This window comes from Alkalitalea saponilacus, from assembly GCF_900168165.1.
Lineage (GTDB): Bacteria > Bacteroidota > Bacteroidia > Bacteroidales > Marinilabiliaceae > Natronoflexus > Natronoflexus saponilacus.
The window spans coordinates 251607-268278 of record NZ_FUYV01000001.1 but is presented as its reverse complement, the minus strand read 5'-3'; the positions used below and the strand labels follow the sequence as shown (position 1 = coordinate 268278).

12 protein-coding genes are annotated in these 16672 nt (G+C 40.5%); all 12 read right to left on the bottom strand.

Translation table 11 applies throughout. From position 1 onward, the window contains the following. Positions 1-35: 35 nt before the first annotated feature. Positions 36-2609: a glycoside hydrolase family 9 protein gene (locus tag B5X70_RS00990; RefSeq protein ID WP_079555983.1), complete on the bottom strand. Its 2574-nt coding sequence runs from the start codon at positions 2607-2609 to the stop codon at positions 36-38. A gap of 125 nt (positions 2610-2734) precedes the next feature. After that, entirely contained in the window at positions 2735-4294 is a 1560-nt protein-coding gene (locus tag B5X70_RS00985) for a carboxylesterase/lipase family protein (protein WP_079555982.1), read from the bottom strand. 17 nt (positions 4295-4311) lie between these two features. Continuing rightward, positions 4312-5499, bottom strand: coding sequence for an esterase (locus tag B5X70_RS00980; protein WP_079555981.1), 1188 nt, complete (start codon positions 5497-5499; stop codon positions 4312-4314). Between the two features lie 19 nt (positions 5500-5518). Next, on the bottom strand, positions 5519-6682 hold the full coding sequence (locus B5X70_RS00975) for an alpha/beta hydrolase-fold protein (RefSeq protein WP_079555980.1): 1164 nt from the start codon (positions 6680-6682) through the stop codon (positions 5519-5521). A 26-nt stretch (positions 6683-6708) separates the two neighbouring features. Then, entirely contained in the window at positions 6709-7359 is a 651-nt protein-coding gene (locus B5X70_RS18220; RefSeq protein ID WP_232468411.1) for an alpha/beta hydrolase, read from the bottom strand. Positions 7360-7374: 15 nt separating this feature from the next. Further along, positions 7375-7875, bottom strand: coding sequence for an early set domain-containing protein (locus B5X70_RS18215; RefSeq protein ID WP_232468412.1), 501 nt, complete (start codon positions 7873-7875; stop codon positions 7375-7377). Positions 7876-7886: 11 nt separating this feature from the next. Next, positions 7887-8996: an alpha/beta hydrolase-fold protein gene (locus tag B5X70_RS00965; RefSeq protein ID WP_079555979.1), complete on the bottom strand. Its 1110-nt coding sequence runs from the start codon at positions 8994-8996 to the stop codon at positions 7887-7889. A 165-nt stretch (positions 8997-9161) separates the two neighbouring features. Next, positions 9162-10325, bottom strand: a complete 1164-nt coding sequence (locus tag B5X70_RS00960; RefSeq protein ID WP_079555978.1) for an alpha/beta hydrolase-fold protein — start codon at positions 10323-10325, stop codon at positions 9162-9164. 117 nt (positions 10326-10442) lie between these two features. Continuing rightward, positions 10443-11555: an alpha/beta hydrolase-fold protein gene (locus B5X70_RS00955; protein ID WP_079555977.1), complete on the bottom strand. Its 1113-nt coding sequence runs from the start codon at positions 11553-11555 to the stop codon at positions 10443-10445. A gap of 521 nt (positions 11556-12076) precedes the next feature. Then, positions 12077-13639, bottom strand: coding sequence for a carboxylesterase/lipase family protein (locus tag B5X70_RS00950; protein WP_198314236.1), 1563 nt, complete (start codon positions 13637-13639; stop codon positions 12077-12079). A gap of 322 nt (positions 13640-13961) precedes the next feature. Continuing rightward, positions 13962-14639 carry an alpha/beta hydrolase gene (locus B5X70_RS00945; RefSeq protein WP_198314237.1) on the bottom strand — a complete coding sequence of 226 codons (678 nt, stop codon included), beginning with the start codon at positions 14637-14639 and terminating at the stop codon, positions 13962-13964. Positions 14640-14889: 250 nt separating this feature from the next. Continuing rightward, entirely contained in the window at positions 14890-16632 is a 1743-nt protein-coding gene (locus tag B5X70_RS00940) for a glycoside hydrolase family 43 protein (RefSeq protein WP_079555976.1), read from the bottom strand. Positions 16633-16672: the final 40 nt, after the last annotated feature.

Here is a 16672-nt window from a genome sequence, read left to right as displayed (position 1 = left end):
AGATCAAACTAGCAAACTACCACTCAAAGGAGGTTCTAATCAATTACCTTATTCATCTCCTTTGCCAGTTCTTCAATAGCATGTGCCAGAAAAACATAGGGAGTGGCTGTGGTTATAATTGCCTCATTTTGTCCCCACAGGAACGGCCAGTCATCTTTGTTCTCATAAAAATCAGGCTGTAATAACACCAAACCGGGAACTACGCCTCCGGCAATAAACGTAAAATCGGCCCGGTTACTGCCATAAGTAACTTGTTTGGACTTCACTCCTATTGTAGAAACGAATGAGACATTTGAATATGGATGACAACCGAGTATGTAGTCCATAGCACTAAATATCGACTCAACATCCATTAATTCAGGGTAATACTTATGAATAAAATAGTTGTTGATGGCCCATTTCATGATAGGGGTATTGCCTCCCCATCCCCGGCCTCCCATGGGAACCTCGTATGGACTCACCGAAGTGATTTGATTGGACTCCTCCAAATATTGCAAAACAAACGGACGAAGTTTGCCGTGAAAATTCTCATTCATATGAGGATATGCCATGAGGGCATAAGAGAAAGCATTATCTACGGGAAAATTACCAGGTCTGTTTGTATCAAACATTGTCCTATCCATCTGGCTCCAAATGGCATCTTCGAAAACTCTTTTAAATCGGTCCTCTTTTGTAGTTATAAATAGTTGGAGAGCCGCTGAAGTTTTCACTCTCATAAAATTAAAGAAAGGCCTGCCGCCATCCATTGTTTCAGGATCTACATCTATATTATCATTCCACATTTTCATAGCACAGTCCAATGCTCTTTGGGATAAATCCGGATTAAACTCCTTTAAAACCCTACTTGCTGCGGCCAACGAAGCTGCGGTTGAGTAATCCATAAAAACACTGCGAGTTGTAAAGGCCCACCGGTCATCGAGTGTGCCACTGCTCACGCCATCTGTTTCATAAGGCGCTAAATTGGGATTGTATGGGAGATTATCAGTTATTGTTGCAGCATCACCGAGATGATGATATTGGTATAGATTTCCCACAACGATTCCTCTAATGGGATGTCCAATATTTTCGATTTGTGCAACTAAAGCCAAAACACCATGCTCAATCTGTTGGAGCATGTCATTTTTTCCATCAGGACGGTGAATGTCAACATATCTGGTTTTTTGATCCACGTAGGTCATATCACGCTGAGGTGCAAAAGTCTCATAAATCTGAACCAAATCCATAACAACAGCATTATGAGAGCCCGTTTGAATGTCAAAGTCTCCGGCATCGTACCATCCTCCTATGTCTAATCCGGGAATGCGCTCGAAAGGCTCAAAGCGGGTGTCGGTGGTATCGCCCATACTGTAACCGTCAAAATGATTATGATTCAGAGGTGCCTGAAGGGCATCATCCTGGTGTGCATTTCCATGCCAGATACGATAAGCTTCTCTTACCGTCATGTGATCCATTTGAATAGGCAGCCAAACATCCATTGTTGGATGCCAGATACCTTCATAAACATCTTTAGAAATAGGAAAAACATTGGTTCTTTGCCCGCCATATTCAATAAAATAAACACCCTCATTCTTCACTTCACTGAAATCAAACACAAGGTAATTATAACGCAAATATCTGCCCCATTCTTCTGTCATGCCTGTAAACACGGGAACTTCGCTACCATCTTTAGCAACCTTGAATATTTTGGCTGATGATTGCGGATTGTCGTTTTTATCTAATTCAATGATTGCTCTTTTTCGTTGTGCAGGAGTGTACCCAACTTGCGAGAACCCAATGTTGGGTTCTCGCACCCAATCAGGAATTGTATGGGGTTCAACATACCACTCCATTACCTTACCAGTTTTTCCTGATGGGAGAAGAGAGCGAAAAACATACCATCCATTCTGAGCCAGAATGCGTCCGTCGAAGAACATTATTTCCGAATCAGACTCAATTACAACTCGTCGTTCAGGATTTTCCGGAGCCAAAACAAAGGAATTCGCCATTGAAATTGGCAAAGGTTCAAGAAATTCCCCTCTTCCGCGATCATCAAAGGTGGAGTGATCAAATATTTGCTGAATTTTTTCACTCGAAGGTCTCACTTGCGCATCACTGGCAGGGTACCGGGGAAAAAGTTTAGGCTTACCGTCGGCCAGATAAGTACTTTCCCAATAATCAGGAGGAAGAAATTCAAAGTTTAAGCCTGCTCTTCCTTCCAATTCTTTCGGAATTGGTTTTTCTAAAAACACTTCAATCCGGAACCCGTTTTTATGTGGAGTTACCTTAATTTCGCTATCAAAATTAAAATCCGCATACCGCAAATGTGTCGAAATGAAGTTATTCTCGACATCAACTTTTCTACTCACAATTTCCGGAACCAAATCCCATTGCTCAGGCGTGTGATGCAATCTAACAGCACCTCCGGTTGCTGTTCTCACTCCGTGGTGTATCAACTCAATGCCGGCGGTCTTCTCATCAAAAAATATGGGATTGTATCGATTGCTGTAAACCAATACATTAAGACCATTCTGCTCAAAATACTCCAGTTCATTCAACTGAAGAGTTTGACTATGAACGAAACTGCTCCATAAAAGGAACAGGGATACGAGAAATGCGAATTGAACTTTCATTTTCTGGATTTTGGGATATTTATTTTACTGATAATATACACGCTGCACAAACATCAACCTAAACCTTTAATAAACTGATGCTTACTCTTGTACATCATGAACATTCAAAACTGTAAATGGTGATTCTATTTTGCCCAATCTTTGCCTTCGGGCGTACGGCGCCATTTATAATAGGCATCCATTACCTTTAGTGAGGCCTCATCAGGAACCGGTCCCAAGTATGCATTTGGTCCTAAATACATTACATTTGGATTCTCTTTGGTGAATTTGGGCCATTCCGTTACACCTTCACCATTGGGGTGGCCATATTTGGCAAAATTAGTCCAATAAGTACCCATAATCTCCGAGATTTCAAGGTCTGACTCAGAAACATTCGGATCGTCTGCATTAAGATTCATAAATACAAACGGGACATCCACTCCATGCGGTGTTCCATGGTCAGCCTGAGGAGAATCCTCCGCGAATTCAGGGTGCTGGTCGAAATAATAAAAGAAAACCGGAGAGCTACCGACTTCAGACTGCAAGTTTGCCCAAGCCCATGTTGGCCAGCCAAAAGCGGCATCGCGCATAAGGTTACGGGCACTTCGCGGCACAGAGGTTTCTCCCACCGGATAAGCTTTTAATAATTTATCCGCAAAAGGGCCAAAGCGTCTGTTCACATTATCAATATAATCTTGCGGAGTACGCCCACCCGGGAAGCTCAAACCTTCATCAGAGTTATAACCAATAAGTACAGGTACATCATTGAATTTACCCATTTCATATAATTCATACTGATCTCCGGGAATTACATAGCCATCAACAATTGGCCAGGCTCCTCCCATTCCCATTCCCAGGGGTAGTTCTGTGGCATCAATCTGTCTTAGTTCTTCAATGGACGACACCCCTACTCTGTTAACATACGCAATACCATCCTGCTCTGCCTGTTGCAGTGTTTTCATATTCTCGCCAGGGTAGGTTGTTGGCCTTGTTGGACCAAACGAGCCGCCACTCTGTGATATTGCTCCATGAAACAAACCCTTTGCAACAGGTGAAGCACATAGCATACTTACCGAGATTCCTCCTGCCGATTCACCAAAAATGGTAACATTATCCGGGTCACCACCAAATTCGGAGATGTTTCTTTGAATCCATTCCAGACCTGCAATTTGATCCAGCAGGCCATAGTTTCCTGAAACACCATTGGGGCTTTCGGCACTCAATTCGGGGTGTGCCAGAAAACCAAGCTGGCCAACTCTGTATGCAATACTTACAACAACGACTCCTTTGCGTGCCAGATGTTCCCCATTGTGCACAGGATCGGATGTTGAGCCAAAGCTAAACCCACCTCCATAAATCCAGACTAAAACAGGCAATTTTTCCTTTGCCGATTTTGCAGGCGTCCAAATGTTAAGGTATAAACAATCTTCACTTTTTCCTGAGGCCGGTTCTCCTCCCTGCATTGGTGCGGGTGCATATTCAAAAGTTTCCAATACTCCAGGCCACTTTTCGACGGGCTGTGGGGCTTTCCAGCGCAAATCTTCCGTAGGAGGTGCTGCAAAAGGAACACCTTTAAAAATCAACAAATCATCGGTGACAACTCCCTGGATAAGACCGCCCTCCACTTTAACCTGACCGGGTTGCTGTGAGCATGAGCCTATCAAAAGTGCTAGTAATGTGAGTAGTATTAAATTAATATTTTTCATTTTGAGCAGATTTAAGATTAATTTGATTTCCAAAGATTTGGCAGGAATCTATAATATAAAAGGTGTCTCCATGTTCCCCAATCGTGTCCTCCGTGACCTCCAATATAGTATTCATGTTTAATGTTATGATTAGCCAAAGCTTCATGCAATGCCTGACAACGATGATTAAAGAAACTGGTTGCTTCTTTCGTTCCCTGTCCTACAAACAGATAATCAACCTTTTCATTGACATGGGGGTCATTTAAAAAGTGCGCCAGTGAAGCTTCAGCATTTGAATCACCGGCACTTAAAATACCAAAGTTTGCAAACAAATCTAACGAACGAAAACCGATGAACATGCTATGACGGCCCCCCATTGATAATCCTGAAATGGCTCTTCCTTTTGGAGAATCAATGGCACTATAGCTCTTGTCGATCAGCGGAATGACGTGCTCACGAAGTTCCTTTTCAAAAATATCGAAAGTAAGCTCTGTATGATTGGGGTGATTACGGTGTATGATCTGATTATTAGGTATGGCAATTATCATGGGCTCAGCCTTATCTTCTGCCAACAGGTTATCCATAATAAAATTAACGCGTCCATCGTAAACCCAATTGGAAGGAAGTTCACCACTCCCACCTACCAGATATAAAACAGGATAGGTTTTATTCGGATCGTAACATGGCGGGGTATAAACATACAGTTCACGTTGCCCATCGGTAACGGCCGAGTAATAAACATGTCTGGTAACATTTCCATGAGGCACATCTTTTGCATCATAATATGCAGGTTCATTGCCATGCACTACTAACTGACTGTATGGAGGCATAGCGGTAAAAGCAGCATAAGTGTTATTAGGATCCGGAACCTGTACTCCATCAATATGAAAATGATAAGCATACATATCAGGGATAAGAGGACCTATTGTCAGGCTCCAGACCCCGTCCTCACCTTTAATGAAAGGAATGGGCGCATTTCCCAACTCATTTGCTGTATGTATTGCCCCCGGGGGCAATACCACTTCCTTAGCCTCAGGAGCCCTCAGTCGGAATGTAACAGTTTGGTCGTGGTGCACTTCCGGAGAGTTAAGAGGAGCGCTGAACGGATTAAGGCCTTCAGTATTTTTATGTGGATTGTAATCCAGATTTACATTGGCTTGCTGACCTCTTAGAGCAAAAGGACTCAGCAAAACTAATCCCACAAGAAATAGTATATGCTTTTGCATAAAATTTATATTTTAATGATTATTTAAACACCCGTTGAATAAAATCGTGTAACGATTTTCTCCAAACCTGCCACTCATGATCTCCCGGAAATGTATTGAACTTGACCTTTAGCCCCTCCTCGCGCATTTTTGCCACAGCCGTTTTGGTATGGTCAATACGCATATCAGCCTCACCGCAAGATATGTAAAGCAAATTGAGCTTTTGGTTAAATTCACCCGCCTTAGAGAGCAGTCCCGGTATTTCACTTTCAGCATCGAAAGTACTGCCTGTATTTGTCCGAATACCTCCAAAAATACCAGAACTAAAAATCCCAACAGAACTGAAAACATCAAGATTCTCAAGTCCTACATAAAATGACTGACCACCACCCATCGACAATCCGCTAATGGCTCTATTTTCAGCATTGGCTTTGGTTCGGAAGTTTTTATCAATAAAAGGTACAATGTTATGGAGCATCTCCTGTTTAAAGCCTGTCATAGCTTCACTGCTATAGCCTCTCATACCGGATGCAATATTACCATTTGCTATTACCACTATCATTGGTTCAGCTTTGCCTTCCGCTATCAGGTTATCAAGAATTACATCAGCTTTTCCTTGTCTAACCCATCCAGTCTCATCCTCGCCGCCCCCATGTTGCAGATATACGACCGGATATTTTTTCTCAATACTTTTATCATATCCGGGTGGAGTGTAAACATAAAGTCTTCGCCAGCTATTGGTAACATCAGAGAAGTAATATTTTGAACTCATTGCCCCATGTGGCACATTTTTGATAGAATAAAAATCGACTCCGGGTTCCGGAATTTCAATTCCACTGGTCATTCTACCAGTCCCATAAAAGGAATTACTTGCAGGATCGGCAACGGGTATCCCATCAATTACCAAAAAATAATAATGGAATCCGGGCTCAATAGGCTCTGTACGAACAGTCCACATGTCATCGGCGCCCTTGACCATATCATATTTTTTACCCAGATCAATCTGAATTTGCTGAGCATTTTGGGATTTAACCCGAAAAACAACACTGTTATCAGGCATGATACATGGGCAATCGTTCTGGTTGATATTTGTTGATGCCGGAACCGAAGAATCTATTAATTGAGCATTTACATTCTGCAATATAATTGCAGAAGAACTTAAAAACAGCGCTGTTATAAAGAATTTAAATATCAGGTTTTTCATTCTTTCGTATATTCTATGAATAAGTTCTATTTGAATAGTAATTGAGTATATTGATATAATGACCTGCGCCATGTGAGCCAATCGTGACCTGTGCCAACAGACTCATAATATACATAGTCAATTTCCTGTTCATGTAACATATCACGAAAGGCGCCTACAGTAAGGGGAAATATTTCAGCTTCCTCAGTACCAAGTCCAAGCCATAAAACCTTAAGACTTTCATTTACAAATTCACCATCTTTAAAAATCCCACCCAAAAAGGTATCAACATCAATCTTATCCGAGCTGGGGAAATTTGCTGTTCCACTGAACCCTCCATAAGAAGAGAACTTATCAAGATTGTTCATGGCTATTCGCATGGTTTGATTGGCTCCCATTGATAGTCCTGCAATGGCACGATTTTCCCGGTTGGTTTTTGTTCTGAAGCGTGTGTCAATTAAAGGAACAATTTCGTTCATCATTACCTCCTCAAAAACCAGTGCAGGTCTGTTTGGATTGTTTACAGCTTGATTTTCATCCGGTTTAAAGGCATAGCCATTATCCATCACAATGATCATGGGAACTGCTTTTTCCTCAGCAATTAAATTATCAAGAATAATATTTGCTTTGCCCTGCCTTGACCAGCTGGTTTCATTTTCAAAACTTCCGTGCTGTAGATAGAGCACCGGGTACCTCATATTTTGGTTTTTATCTTAACAAGGAGGTGTATAGACATAACATCTGCGAAATTCCTGAGTTATTTCTGAGAAATAAATTAGTTCGGCCACAGTACCATGCGGGACATTTTTAAGTGCGTAAAAATCTTTATCGTGTGCAGGAATCTCTACGCCACTCCCCCATCTTCCGGCACCATAAAAGTAAAGGCTCCCCGGGTCGGGCACTGAAGCACCATCAATATTGAGCTGATAATATTGAAAACCTTCTCTCTGAGGAGCAGATTCACCAGTCCAAACTCCATTTTCATCTTTGGTTAAATCGTATTTTACTCCTCCTATATCAAGCTGCACATAGTTTGCATCCGGAGCTGAAATCTGCACCCGCACCCGCCCTTCGGAGTTTACCTGTGGAAACTCTTTGCCGGGTTGATTTAGTTCTGATGGCTTAAAATCCTCCTGCATTATGGAAGATTGCGCAAACCCAGGTTTGCCAATCAATAGTGCAGATAAAAACGCAACTAACCTTATGATTTTCATAATATGACTATTTAATCCAAATCATTAAACAACAACGGAGCAAGCTGATGCAGACTGCGACGCCATGTGTGGAATTCATGGGCAGTACCTTCCGAAACATACGACACCGCGTTGTATCCATTTTCTTTCAAGGTTTTTACAGCTGTTGCAATCCTTTCTGGTCTCTCTTTACTGCCACAACTCAAAAAAACAAGTTTTAGATTATCATGTTCCTTGAGCTCTTCAGGTGCGTAAATACCACCGCTGAATAAGGCATAAGATGAAAATACATCGGGTCGGTTAAGGGTAACCAGCCTGGTTTCAAATGCGCCCATTGATAACCCTGCCATAGCCCTGTGCGATTGGTTACTTACCGTTCTGAAATTAGCGTCAACATAGGGAATTAATTCATCAATAAGTACGGTTTGAAATGGGTTAATGTCAAAGTCCATTATTCTGCCAAATTCCACATCATTGATCATCCCATAGGTCATAACAATGATAAAAGGCTTTGCTTTTCCTTCTGCAATAAGGTTGTCCATGATGAAGTTGGCACGTCCCTGTTTAGGCCATGAAGTTTCATTTTCACAATAACCATGTTGAAGGTATAAAACAGGATAGTTCGATGTTGTTTCTTTTTGATAACATGGGGGAGTATAAACAAAAGCTCTACGGGATACGCCGGTGCTTTCTGATGGAAAATAAACTTCATGAACATGGCCATGCGGTACATTCTTATTTGCAAAGATATCCATATCATCTGAGGGCACCTCTATGCCGCTTCCATAGCGGCATGCACCAAAGAAGAACCGACTACCGGGATCCGGAACTGAAGCACCATCAATATTAAGCTGATAATAGTGAAAACCCACATCCTGAGGTTCCGACTCTCCGGTCCAAACGCCATCATCATCCTTCACCAAATCATATTTCACTCCACCTATATCAAGTTGAACATAGTTTGCATCCGGAGCAGAAATCTGAACCCGAACACGCCCCTCTGAATTGACCTGAGGAAACTCACTTCCGAGCTGATTTGAGATGGCAGGCTCAAAGTCTTCAACAATGGCTGGCTGATTAGATTGAGCCATTCCAAAATGAAATGACAATAGTACTATTAGTGCAATTTTTAAAATTTTCATAATTAAGTGATTTATGCAATGACGTTATCATATAGAACTGTCAATTGGTGAAAGCTTAAAAGTTTATTTCGATAACTGAATTTTAAAACCCATGCAAGTTGCGTAAAACGGCAACTTGCATGAAAATCCATATTATTTTTAAGACTTACTTATGTAAGGAAATCATTAATCTTGAAACAAGAGAGGGGCAAATTGATACAAGCTTCTTCTCCAGGTTTGCCATTCATGTGCTGTATCAGGCGAAACATAATAATGGGCATTTAAACCTCTCTTTTTAAGTTCTTCAACATTTAATGCCGGATCGGTTCCCATATTATATCTGCCACTCTCTACTTCTGTGCTTCCAAAGCTAATAAACAGCAGATTCACATTATTTATAAAATCAGGGTTTGCTTCAATGTCTTCGATGCTGATGCTTCCGCCACTAAACATTCCAACGTGTGAAAACAGATCAGAATTGGCCAGAGTTATAACCCTTGTTTGCATAGCCCCCATTGACAAGCCTGCCATCGCTCTGTTTTGCTGATTGGCAATGGTGCGATAGTTAGAATCTATCATAGGGATAATATCTTTGGTAAGAATATTCATAAAACCATCTGCCCACCCTGTTGGAGGCCATGGACCACGTGGTCTTTCACCGCCATCGGCAGGCCTTGACCTTTCAGGCATTCTCCAGGTACCATTGTCCATCACAATAATAAATGGCTTGGCTTTCCCTTCTGCTATAAGGTTGTCCATAATCAGATTTGCCTTTCCTTGAGCTGACCAACCTGTTTCATTTTCACCACCCCCGTGCTGTAAATACAATACAGGATATCGTTTCTCAGGGTTGTGTTCGTAGCATGGTGGTGTATAAACGAAACAACGACGTGTAGCATCATCAATTTCAGAAAAATAGATGTGCTCTCTCACCTGACCGTGAGGTACATTTTTAAGAGCATAAAACTCATCATCATGTGCCGGTATTTCAACTCCACTGCCCCATCGACCTGCACCGTAGAAATATAAGCTACCCGGATCCGGTACTGATGCACCATCGATGTTTAGCTGGTAATAATGGAAACCTTCATCCTGAGGAGCCGATTCACCTGTCCAAACACCATTCTCATCTTTGACCAAATCATATTTAACAGCGCCAATATCAAGCTGGACATAGTTAGCATCCGGAGCAGAAATCTGAACCCGAACACGTCTTTCGGAGTTTACCTTTGGGTATTCTTTTCCAGGTTGATTTGCAGAGGATGGTAAAAAGTCTTCCACAACCTGACCATGTGCAACTGCCCCAATGGCTAAAGCCATAAGGAAGATGCATTTTGATAGATTTTTCATTTTTGAATGTATTTTAGTTAGTGCAATTTTTATGTGTTGATTCACTTAAAAAAAGGATACTTCGAATACCATTTGGCGAAACTTAGAAAATCCAATGTTCTTTGCTTTGAAAATACTCTATTTAAACAAGAGTTTCGAAAAGTTGTACAGGTTGTTACGCCACACTGGCCATGTATGTCCTCCCGGATACTCGGAGTATGAATATTGAACACTCATTTGGTCAAACTCACGCATCATTACCTGGCAATTTTCCCAGGCAATGTCCTCTTGCCCCCCCATTGCGATCCAGAACTGTTTCAAGTTATTATTAATTACTTCTGTGTTGTTTCTCATAAAATCATACTGGGGATCTGAAATCGCTGGTTGATTGACCCACCATCCTGAACTAAAAACTCCTAAGAATGAAAACATTTCTGTATTCCTTAACCCCGCATGAAGGGTTTGCAATCCACCCATTGACAGACCTGCAAGTGCACGACTGTCAGCATCAGCCTTCACACGATATTTACTTTCCACAAAAGGAATTATGCTTTCTATCAGCTCGTTCTCGAAAGCTTCTAAAGCGCTTAGCCCAAAACCTGCGGAGGGAATATTGCCATCAACCATTATCACGACCATAGGGACAGCTTGTCCATCGGCAATGAGGTTGTCGAGGATAAGGTCGGTTTTCCCCTGCATAGCCCACCCACGCTGATCCTCTCCTCCACCATGAAGAAGGTACAATACAGGATATTTTTTTGAAGTATCTTTGTCATAACACGGAGGAGTGTATAAATAAAAGCTTCGCCAACTATTGGTTACTTGGGAGAAGTAGCGTCTGATTCGGATCTCGCCATGGGGAACATCTCTCAGGGAATAATAATCATCTCCGTCAAAAGGAATTTCGATTCCACTTGCCTTGCGGCCCATTCCATAGAAAGTTTCACTGGCAGGATCAGCAACAGCAAGTCCGTTAATTATCAGAGAATAATAATGAAAACCTTCTCCCAAGGAATCTGTAGTGACCTCCCATACTCCATCACTGTTTTTAACCATGTCGTATCGTCGGCCTAAATCAAGTTGTAATTGATCAACATCAGGAGCTTCAATTCTGAAAACAGCTCTGCTGTCTTCTGTTATTCGGGGATATTCCGCTCTTCTTACGTTTGTTGATGCAGGTTGAGAGTTGCTTTGCCCCATAAGAGTGAATATCAGGCAAATTTGGGTTAATGTTAATAGAGTTCTTCTCATTTGAAAATAATTTATTTTAAAATATGTCTTATTACTTTCCGATCCATCGAAACAAATTGTTGAGATTTATCGGGGGATGAAAGATATCGAGGTTCGGCAAAGCAGGAACTTTTATGAAATGATATTGTACCTGATGGTCACAACTAAATGGTGGCGACACTTCATTTTGAACAAAACAATTTAATTTATTTTTATAATCATTAATACAAACAGAAAATCCCATCTTAATCCATCAATACACAAAAACACACAACACCCTAATCATCAAAGTGATTAAAGCCCTTAAATCAAAACAAAACTGAATTCAGGCAGTTAAAAAATGTATCCATTATTTAACAAAGACATTGATTATAGCAAAAGGTTTAATCATTAAATGTTAAAAGCTACTACCAAAAAATGGTAGTAGCTTTTATTTTGACCTTAACCTTCGTTTAATGGCTTATTATTTTCATTCCCTTGTTGTGAGTTTGACTACGTCTCCCGATCTATCGGGAGACGATTCACAAAACAAAGACGTTTCATTATTGCTCAAAAGACAATACAATGTCCATCAACTCCCTATCGTGATTTCTTACAATTTTGCACTCATCATCAAAAATCATGGTTACTCCATTTTCCTTAGTATAAGCATCCCACTCAGGTAAAACCCCGGCAACATTAGGATCACCTGATCTGGCAAAGTTTATCCATGATGAACTCATTATTTCAGCCAGAGCAATTGCATCCTCTGTGTCGCCTGACCAGTGCTTACCAAGCTCTATATTATTAAATACTAAAGGAATGTCCAACGCATGAAAAGAGCCACGTGTACCATCATCCACAGGACTTTTCCATGTTAACATGTAAGAATAAACCGGGGCAACTCTTGTAGATGCTGCATCGGCCACTTTAATTGTTATGGGGCGAAATACGGTATCAATTGATAACAAATCCTGAGGCGTATAATCAGGGTATGCTTGTTTAAATAGTTCAACAAAACGACCAGTTTCTTCAACGTATTGGCTCTCTAACCTTACACTTGCTTGTTCGAAAGTGAGATCTGTCTCTGCATAATATGTTCTCATCATCTCATTGAAAGTAGTACCAATCATCAATGGAACCTCCTGGCTGATATTTGAAAATCCTGGAGTAAATGGCTGTTGAAGTAAATCAGTGCCATCCGGAACAGGCCCAAACCCAAACATTCTTCTTGTTCCGGGTCTCCTAAGTCCAACGGTCCTTCTTAATGCACTATCGCCTGCAACAACAAGCTCCTTGTACGGAATGGATTTCAACTTATGAACCTCATCTTTTGATATTCCCAGATAGTCCAATAAAGCAAGACCTACCTCTTGTGATTTCTCCTTAGTCATTACATTGACCAAGGTTCCACTTTGTATAATTGCTTTGTGAAATAATCCACTGGCACCAGGCATACACATGAGGGTTCCCACCTTCCCGCCTCCGCCTGATTCTCCAAAAATGGTGACATTATCAGGGTCGCCACCAAAGTTCTCAATATTTCGGTTAACCCATTCCAGGGATTCCACAATATCAAGCATCCCCACATTTGCAGATCTGGCATATTTGTCATCAATTGCAGATAAATCGAGGAAACCAAGGATATTAAGACGATGGTTGATTGAAACAACGACCACATCTCCTTTTTCTGCCAATAGTTTACCTTCTGTTATAGGGTCACTGCCGGAGCCAAAACTAAAACCACCTCCATGTAACCAAACCATTACAGGTCGCTTTTTCGTGTCATCCAAGCCAGAAGTCCATATATTGACACTAAACAAATCTTTCTCATCCATCACTGAGTCTGGCGACCAACTATTAATCTGCATCGCAATGGGACCATACTCAACACATTCAAGCACTCCTTGCCATCCATCAACTCTTTCAGGTGGCATAAACCTTTCTGCCTTAGCGTATGGAACACCTTTAAAGGTATAAATTCCATCATCTAAATAACCGGAAATATCTCCGCTGCATATATTTACAACCGGATTTTGATTGTTGTCAGAACTTTGTTTACATGAGCTAAGAAACAAACTCAGAGATAAGATGAGTAATCCTGAGCAAAATGACATTTTTTTCATTTTGAATTTAATTAAGGTTTTAATTTTAATAGAACAACAAGCTTTTATACACTCAACAGGCAATCAATACTTTAAAGCATTAACTGCCTGCGCTTTGGTGATCGACCGTCAATCTTTGTATTTTAATGGTAATCAATGTTTAGTTGTAAATGCTATAATCAACAGGCTTAAATAGTAATTGAACAAAATGGTAGAGGTCATCCTTCCACACTGCAAAATCATGATGACCGTCCGGAATTAATCTATAAATGTGTTGAACATTATTTGATTTCAAAAATTCATGCGTTCTGAGGGTTACGCGCAAAAGCCTATCCTGATCACCTCATGAGATATAAAGCAGTTCTAGATCCTCATTAATTTTAGAAGGATTCGGAATTAGTTCATTTGGTTCTTTGGTGTTAGGAGCAGAAGAGAAACCTCCAACCCATGCAAATTGATTCGTGTTTCCCAATCCAAAATTTAGCGCTTGTCCTCCACCCATGGATAAGCCGGCTATAGCTCTATACTTACGCTCCTTAATTACCGGATAGTTAGCCTCTATATGCGGGATTAAATCATTAAGTAAGTCTTGTTCGAATGTTGAAAAGGCTTCTACCTTGTCCCGTTCGAAGATATTGCCTTCTGCCCGATCATTTTTCATTGCTCGTCCGTTGGGCAAAACAACAATCATGGGATTCATTTTACCCTCGGCAATAAGGTTATCAAAGATCAAATTTGGAGAACCATTGACATACCACTCAAACTCATCACCTCCTATTCCATGAAACAAATACAACACCGGACACTGATTCTCAAAATTAAAGCAGGGAGGGGTATAGAGCAAAGCGTTTCGAGTTGTTCCTACAGTGTTTGACTCATAGACTATCGTGTCGATTTTTCCAGCTAAAACCTCAGTTTGAGGAAGGTCAAAGCCTTCAGGGGCATTTTCAATAAAACTCTGAGAATTAACAATGACGGAGATTAAAACAAAAATGGAGATTAAAAGAAGAAGCTTTTTCATAGATACAAAATTATTAATCATAGCATATTAAGATATAATGTTCGTAAACATTAACTGCGCACAATGTTCAAAATAAATGGAGATACTTTATAAATGTAAAAAATAATCTTTATGTGCAAATTAGATATAAAATCTAAGCTGAACAAATAAAAAACACCTCCCGGCATTGCCAGGAGGTATTTACAGACCAAATTTACCAGTTATTGTAAATTTTATGGTGATTTTTTATAGCTAAAATCAGTTATTTAACTTATTCAGGTTGTACATCATTACCAGAAGTTGCATATAAACCGATTAAATTACCGGTAAATCCACCAGCTACATTAGTAGAAAGAATATCTCCTGATACGGTTCCTCCCAAATTCTTAAATTCAGTTCCATCCAATGAATAATTAAATCTGTAATTATCACCTTCGGCTCTAATTTGCAGATGAATTGGATTACGAACGTCAATTTTAGTGCTGGCCAGAATGGTTGACTCACCTCTTTCCGTTCTCTCAAGTAAAAGATAAGTGTCGTTACCTTTTCTTGTAACCCCAAACACATAATTGAAACCTTCGTTCTGGTAACACACAATTCCTGCCAAATCACTCTCAGATCGAGGAGTGTAGCTCATAGTTGTGGTTGCAGTGAAAGTATTATGCATTTGTCTGATAAATAAGCTGGAAACAGGAGCCATTGCTTTAATGTTGTTCTCAAATGGAGTAATCTGAAGTCCATTTCTGGTTCTGTTAATGAATGCTTCACGTGGCCCTCTCATTCCAATCCATCTAAAATCAAGATTTTCAGCAGAGAAATCCTCGTTTATAGTAAAATTACCGTTAGGAACGAAACCATCTTCTCCTGTCCTGTTTACTACACCCTTAGGCATTTTAAGCTTTGGCTCAAATGGCACTAGACCGTTTACGAAAACCGGCCATTCTCCACTCCAATCAACAGGAAGAATAAAAGTTTCACGTCCCATGTTTACTCTGTTTTTTTCATTAGGACGGATTGCTAAAAAAACTGCGTAGTACTCCCCATCAGGCCCTTCTACTATATCCGCATGTCCTGCCCATTCTACTCTGTTAGCCCTGTTTGGATTCAGGTAACGCTGAGTCATAATTGGATTGCCCGGTGCAGGAGTATATGGCCCTCTAGGATTGTCGCTCACAAAAACAACTTGACTATGCCAACCTCCAGTTCCACCTTCAGCGCATGATAAATAGTATCGGTCATATTTTTTATAGATGTGTGGCATCTCAATCCAGATAGGATTTTTTGTAATATCCACTCCACCATCTACAATAATCTTATCAGTGCCTTCAATAACCTGGTTTTCTTCTAAGCAGAAGTCCCAAATTTTGATAACCCTGTGTCCCTCATAAAGTTCTTTTCCTGGGTCTGGAGCATCGTTGTGCACAACGTATGCTTTACCATCCTCATCGAAGAATAATGATGGATCAATTCCATTAAAGTTCAATCTGTAAGGATCACTCCATCCTTTGAATGGATCTTTTGTGGTTACAACCATATTACCAATGCCTCCTGCAAACTGGGTTGTAATCATGTAAAAAGTCTCATTATGCTCATTATACTTGATAGCGGGGGCAAAAATACCGGCACTAATTCCGGAATCAACCACCTTAAGCTGTGAAGGTCTGTCCAACACATGACCAATCTGAGTCCAATTCACTAAGTCATTGGAATGAAAAATAGGCACACCTGGCCACATAGAGAAAGATGAATGAACCATAAAATAATCATCTCCTCTTTTAACAATCGCAGGATCAGGGTAGCATCCCTGCAAAATAGGGCTATAGAATTCATCGTCTTCTAAAGGATAATCCCGGTAAACCTGATCATCTCCCTGATAAACAAATTCAGAAAAAACGGGAGCATTTCTGTTTGCTCTTCTTTGCGCTTCCACTGCACTAAAAGAATAAATCATCATAAAAACGGACAAAAAAACCATTGGCCATTTTCCAAAATAATTGATTTGACTTTTCTTCATCTCTATATAAATTTTAAAAGTAAATAATCTATGAACTTAA

Bases quoted from the DNA above. Each gene is read 5' to 3' on its own strand.
- B5X70_RS00985 (WP_079555982.1), bottom strand. From the start codon at position 4,294: ATGAAAAATATTAATTTAATACTACTCACATTACTAGCACTTTTGATA.
- B5X70_RS00960 (WP_079555978.1), bottom strand. From the start codon at position 10,325: ATGAAAAATCTATCAAAATGCATCTTCCTTATGGCTTTAGCCATTGGG.
- B5X70_RS00955 (WP_079555977.1), bottom strand. From the start codon at position 11,555: ATGAGAAGAACTCTATTAACATTAACCCAAATTTGCCTGATATTCACT.
- B5X70_RS18215 (WP_232468412.1), bottom strand. From the start codon at position 7,875: ATGAAAATCATAAGGTTAGTTGCGTTTTTATCTGCACTATTGATTGGC.
- B5X70_RS00965 (WP_079555979.1), bottom strand. From the start codon at position 8,996: ATGAAAATTTTAAAAATTGCACTAATAGTACTATTGTCATTTCATTTT.
- B5X70_RS00940 (WP_079555976.1), bottom strand. From the start codon at position 16,632: ATGAAGAAAAGTCAAATCAATTATTTTGGAAAATGGCCAATGGTTTTT.
- B5X70_RS00975 (WP_079555980.1), bottom strand. From the start codon at position 6,682: ATGAAAAACCTGATATTTAAATTCTTTATAACAGCGCTGTTTTTAAGT.
- B5X70_RS00990 (WP_079555983.1), bottom strand. From the start codon at position 2,609: ATGAAAGTTCAATTCGCATTTCTCGTATCCCTGTTCCTTTTATGGAGC.
- B5X70_RS00945 (WP_198314237.1), bottom strand. From the start codon at position 14,639: ATGAAAAAGCTTCTTCTTTTAATCTCCATTTTTGTTTTAATCTCCGTC.
- B5X70_RS00980 (WP_079555981.1), bottom strand. From the start codon at position 5,499: ATGCAAAAGCATATACTATTTCTTGTGGGATTAGTTTTGCTGAGTCCT.
- B5X70_RS18220 (WP_232468411.1), bottom strand. From the start codon at position 7,359: ATGAGGTACCCGGTGCTCTATCTACAGCACGGAAGTTTTGAAAATGAA.
- B5X70_RS00950 (WP_198314236.1), bottom strand. From the start codon at position 13,639: ATGAAAAAAATGTCATTTTGCTCAGGATTACTCATCTTATCTCTGAGT.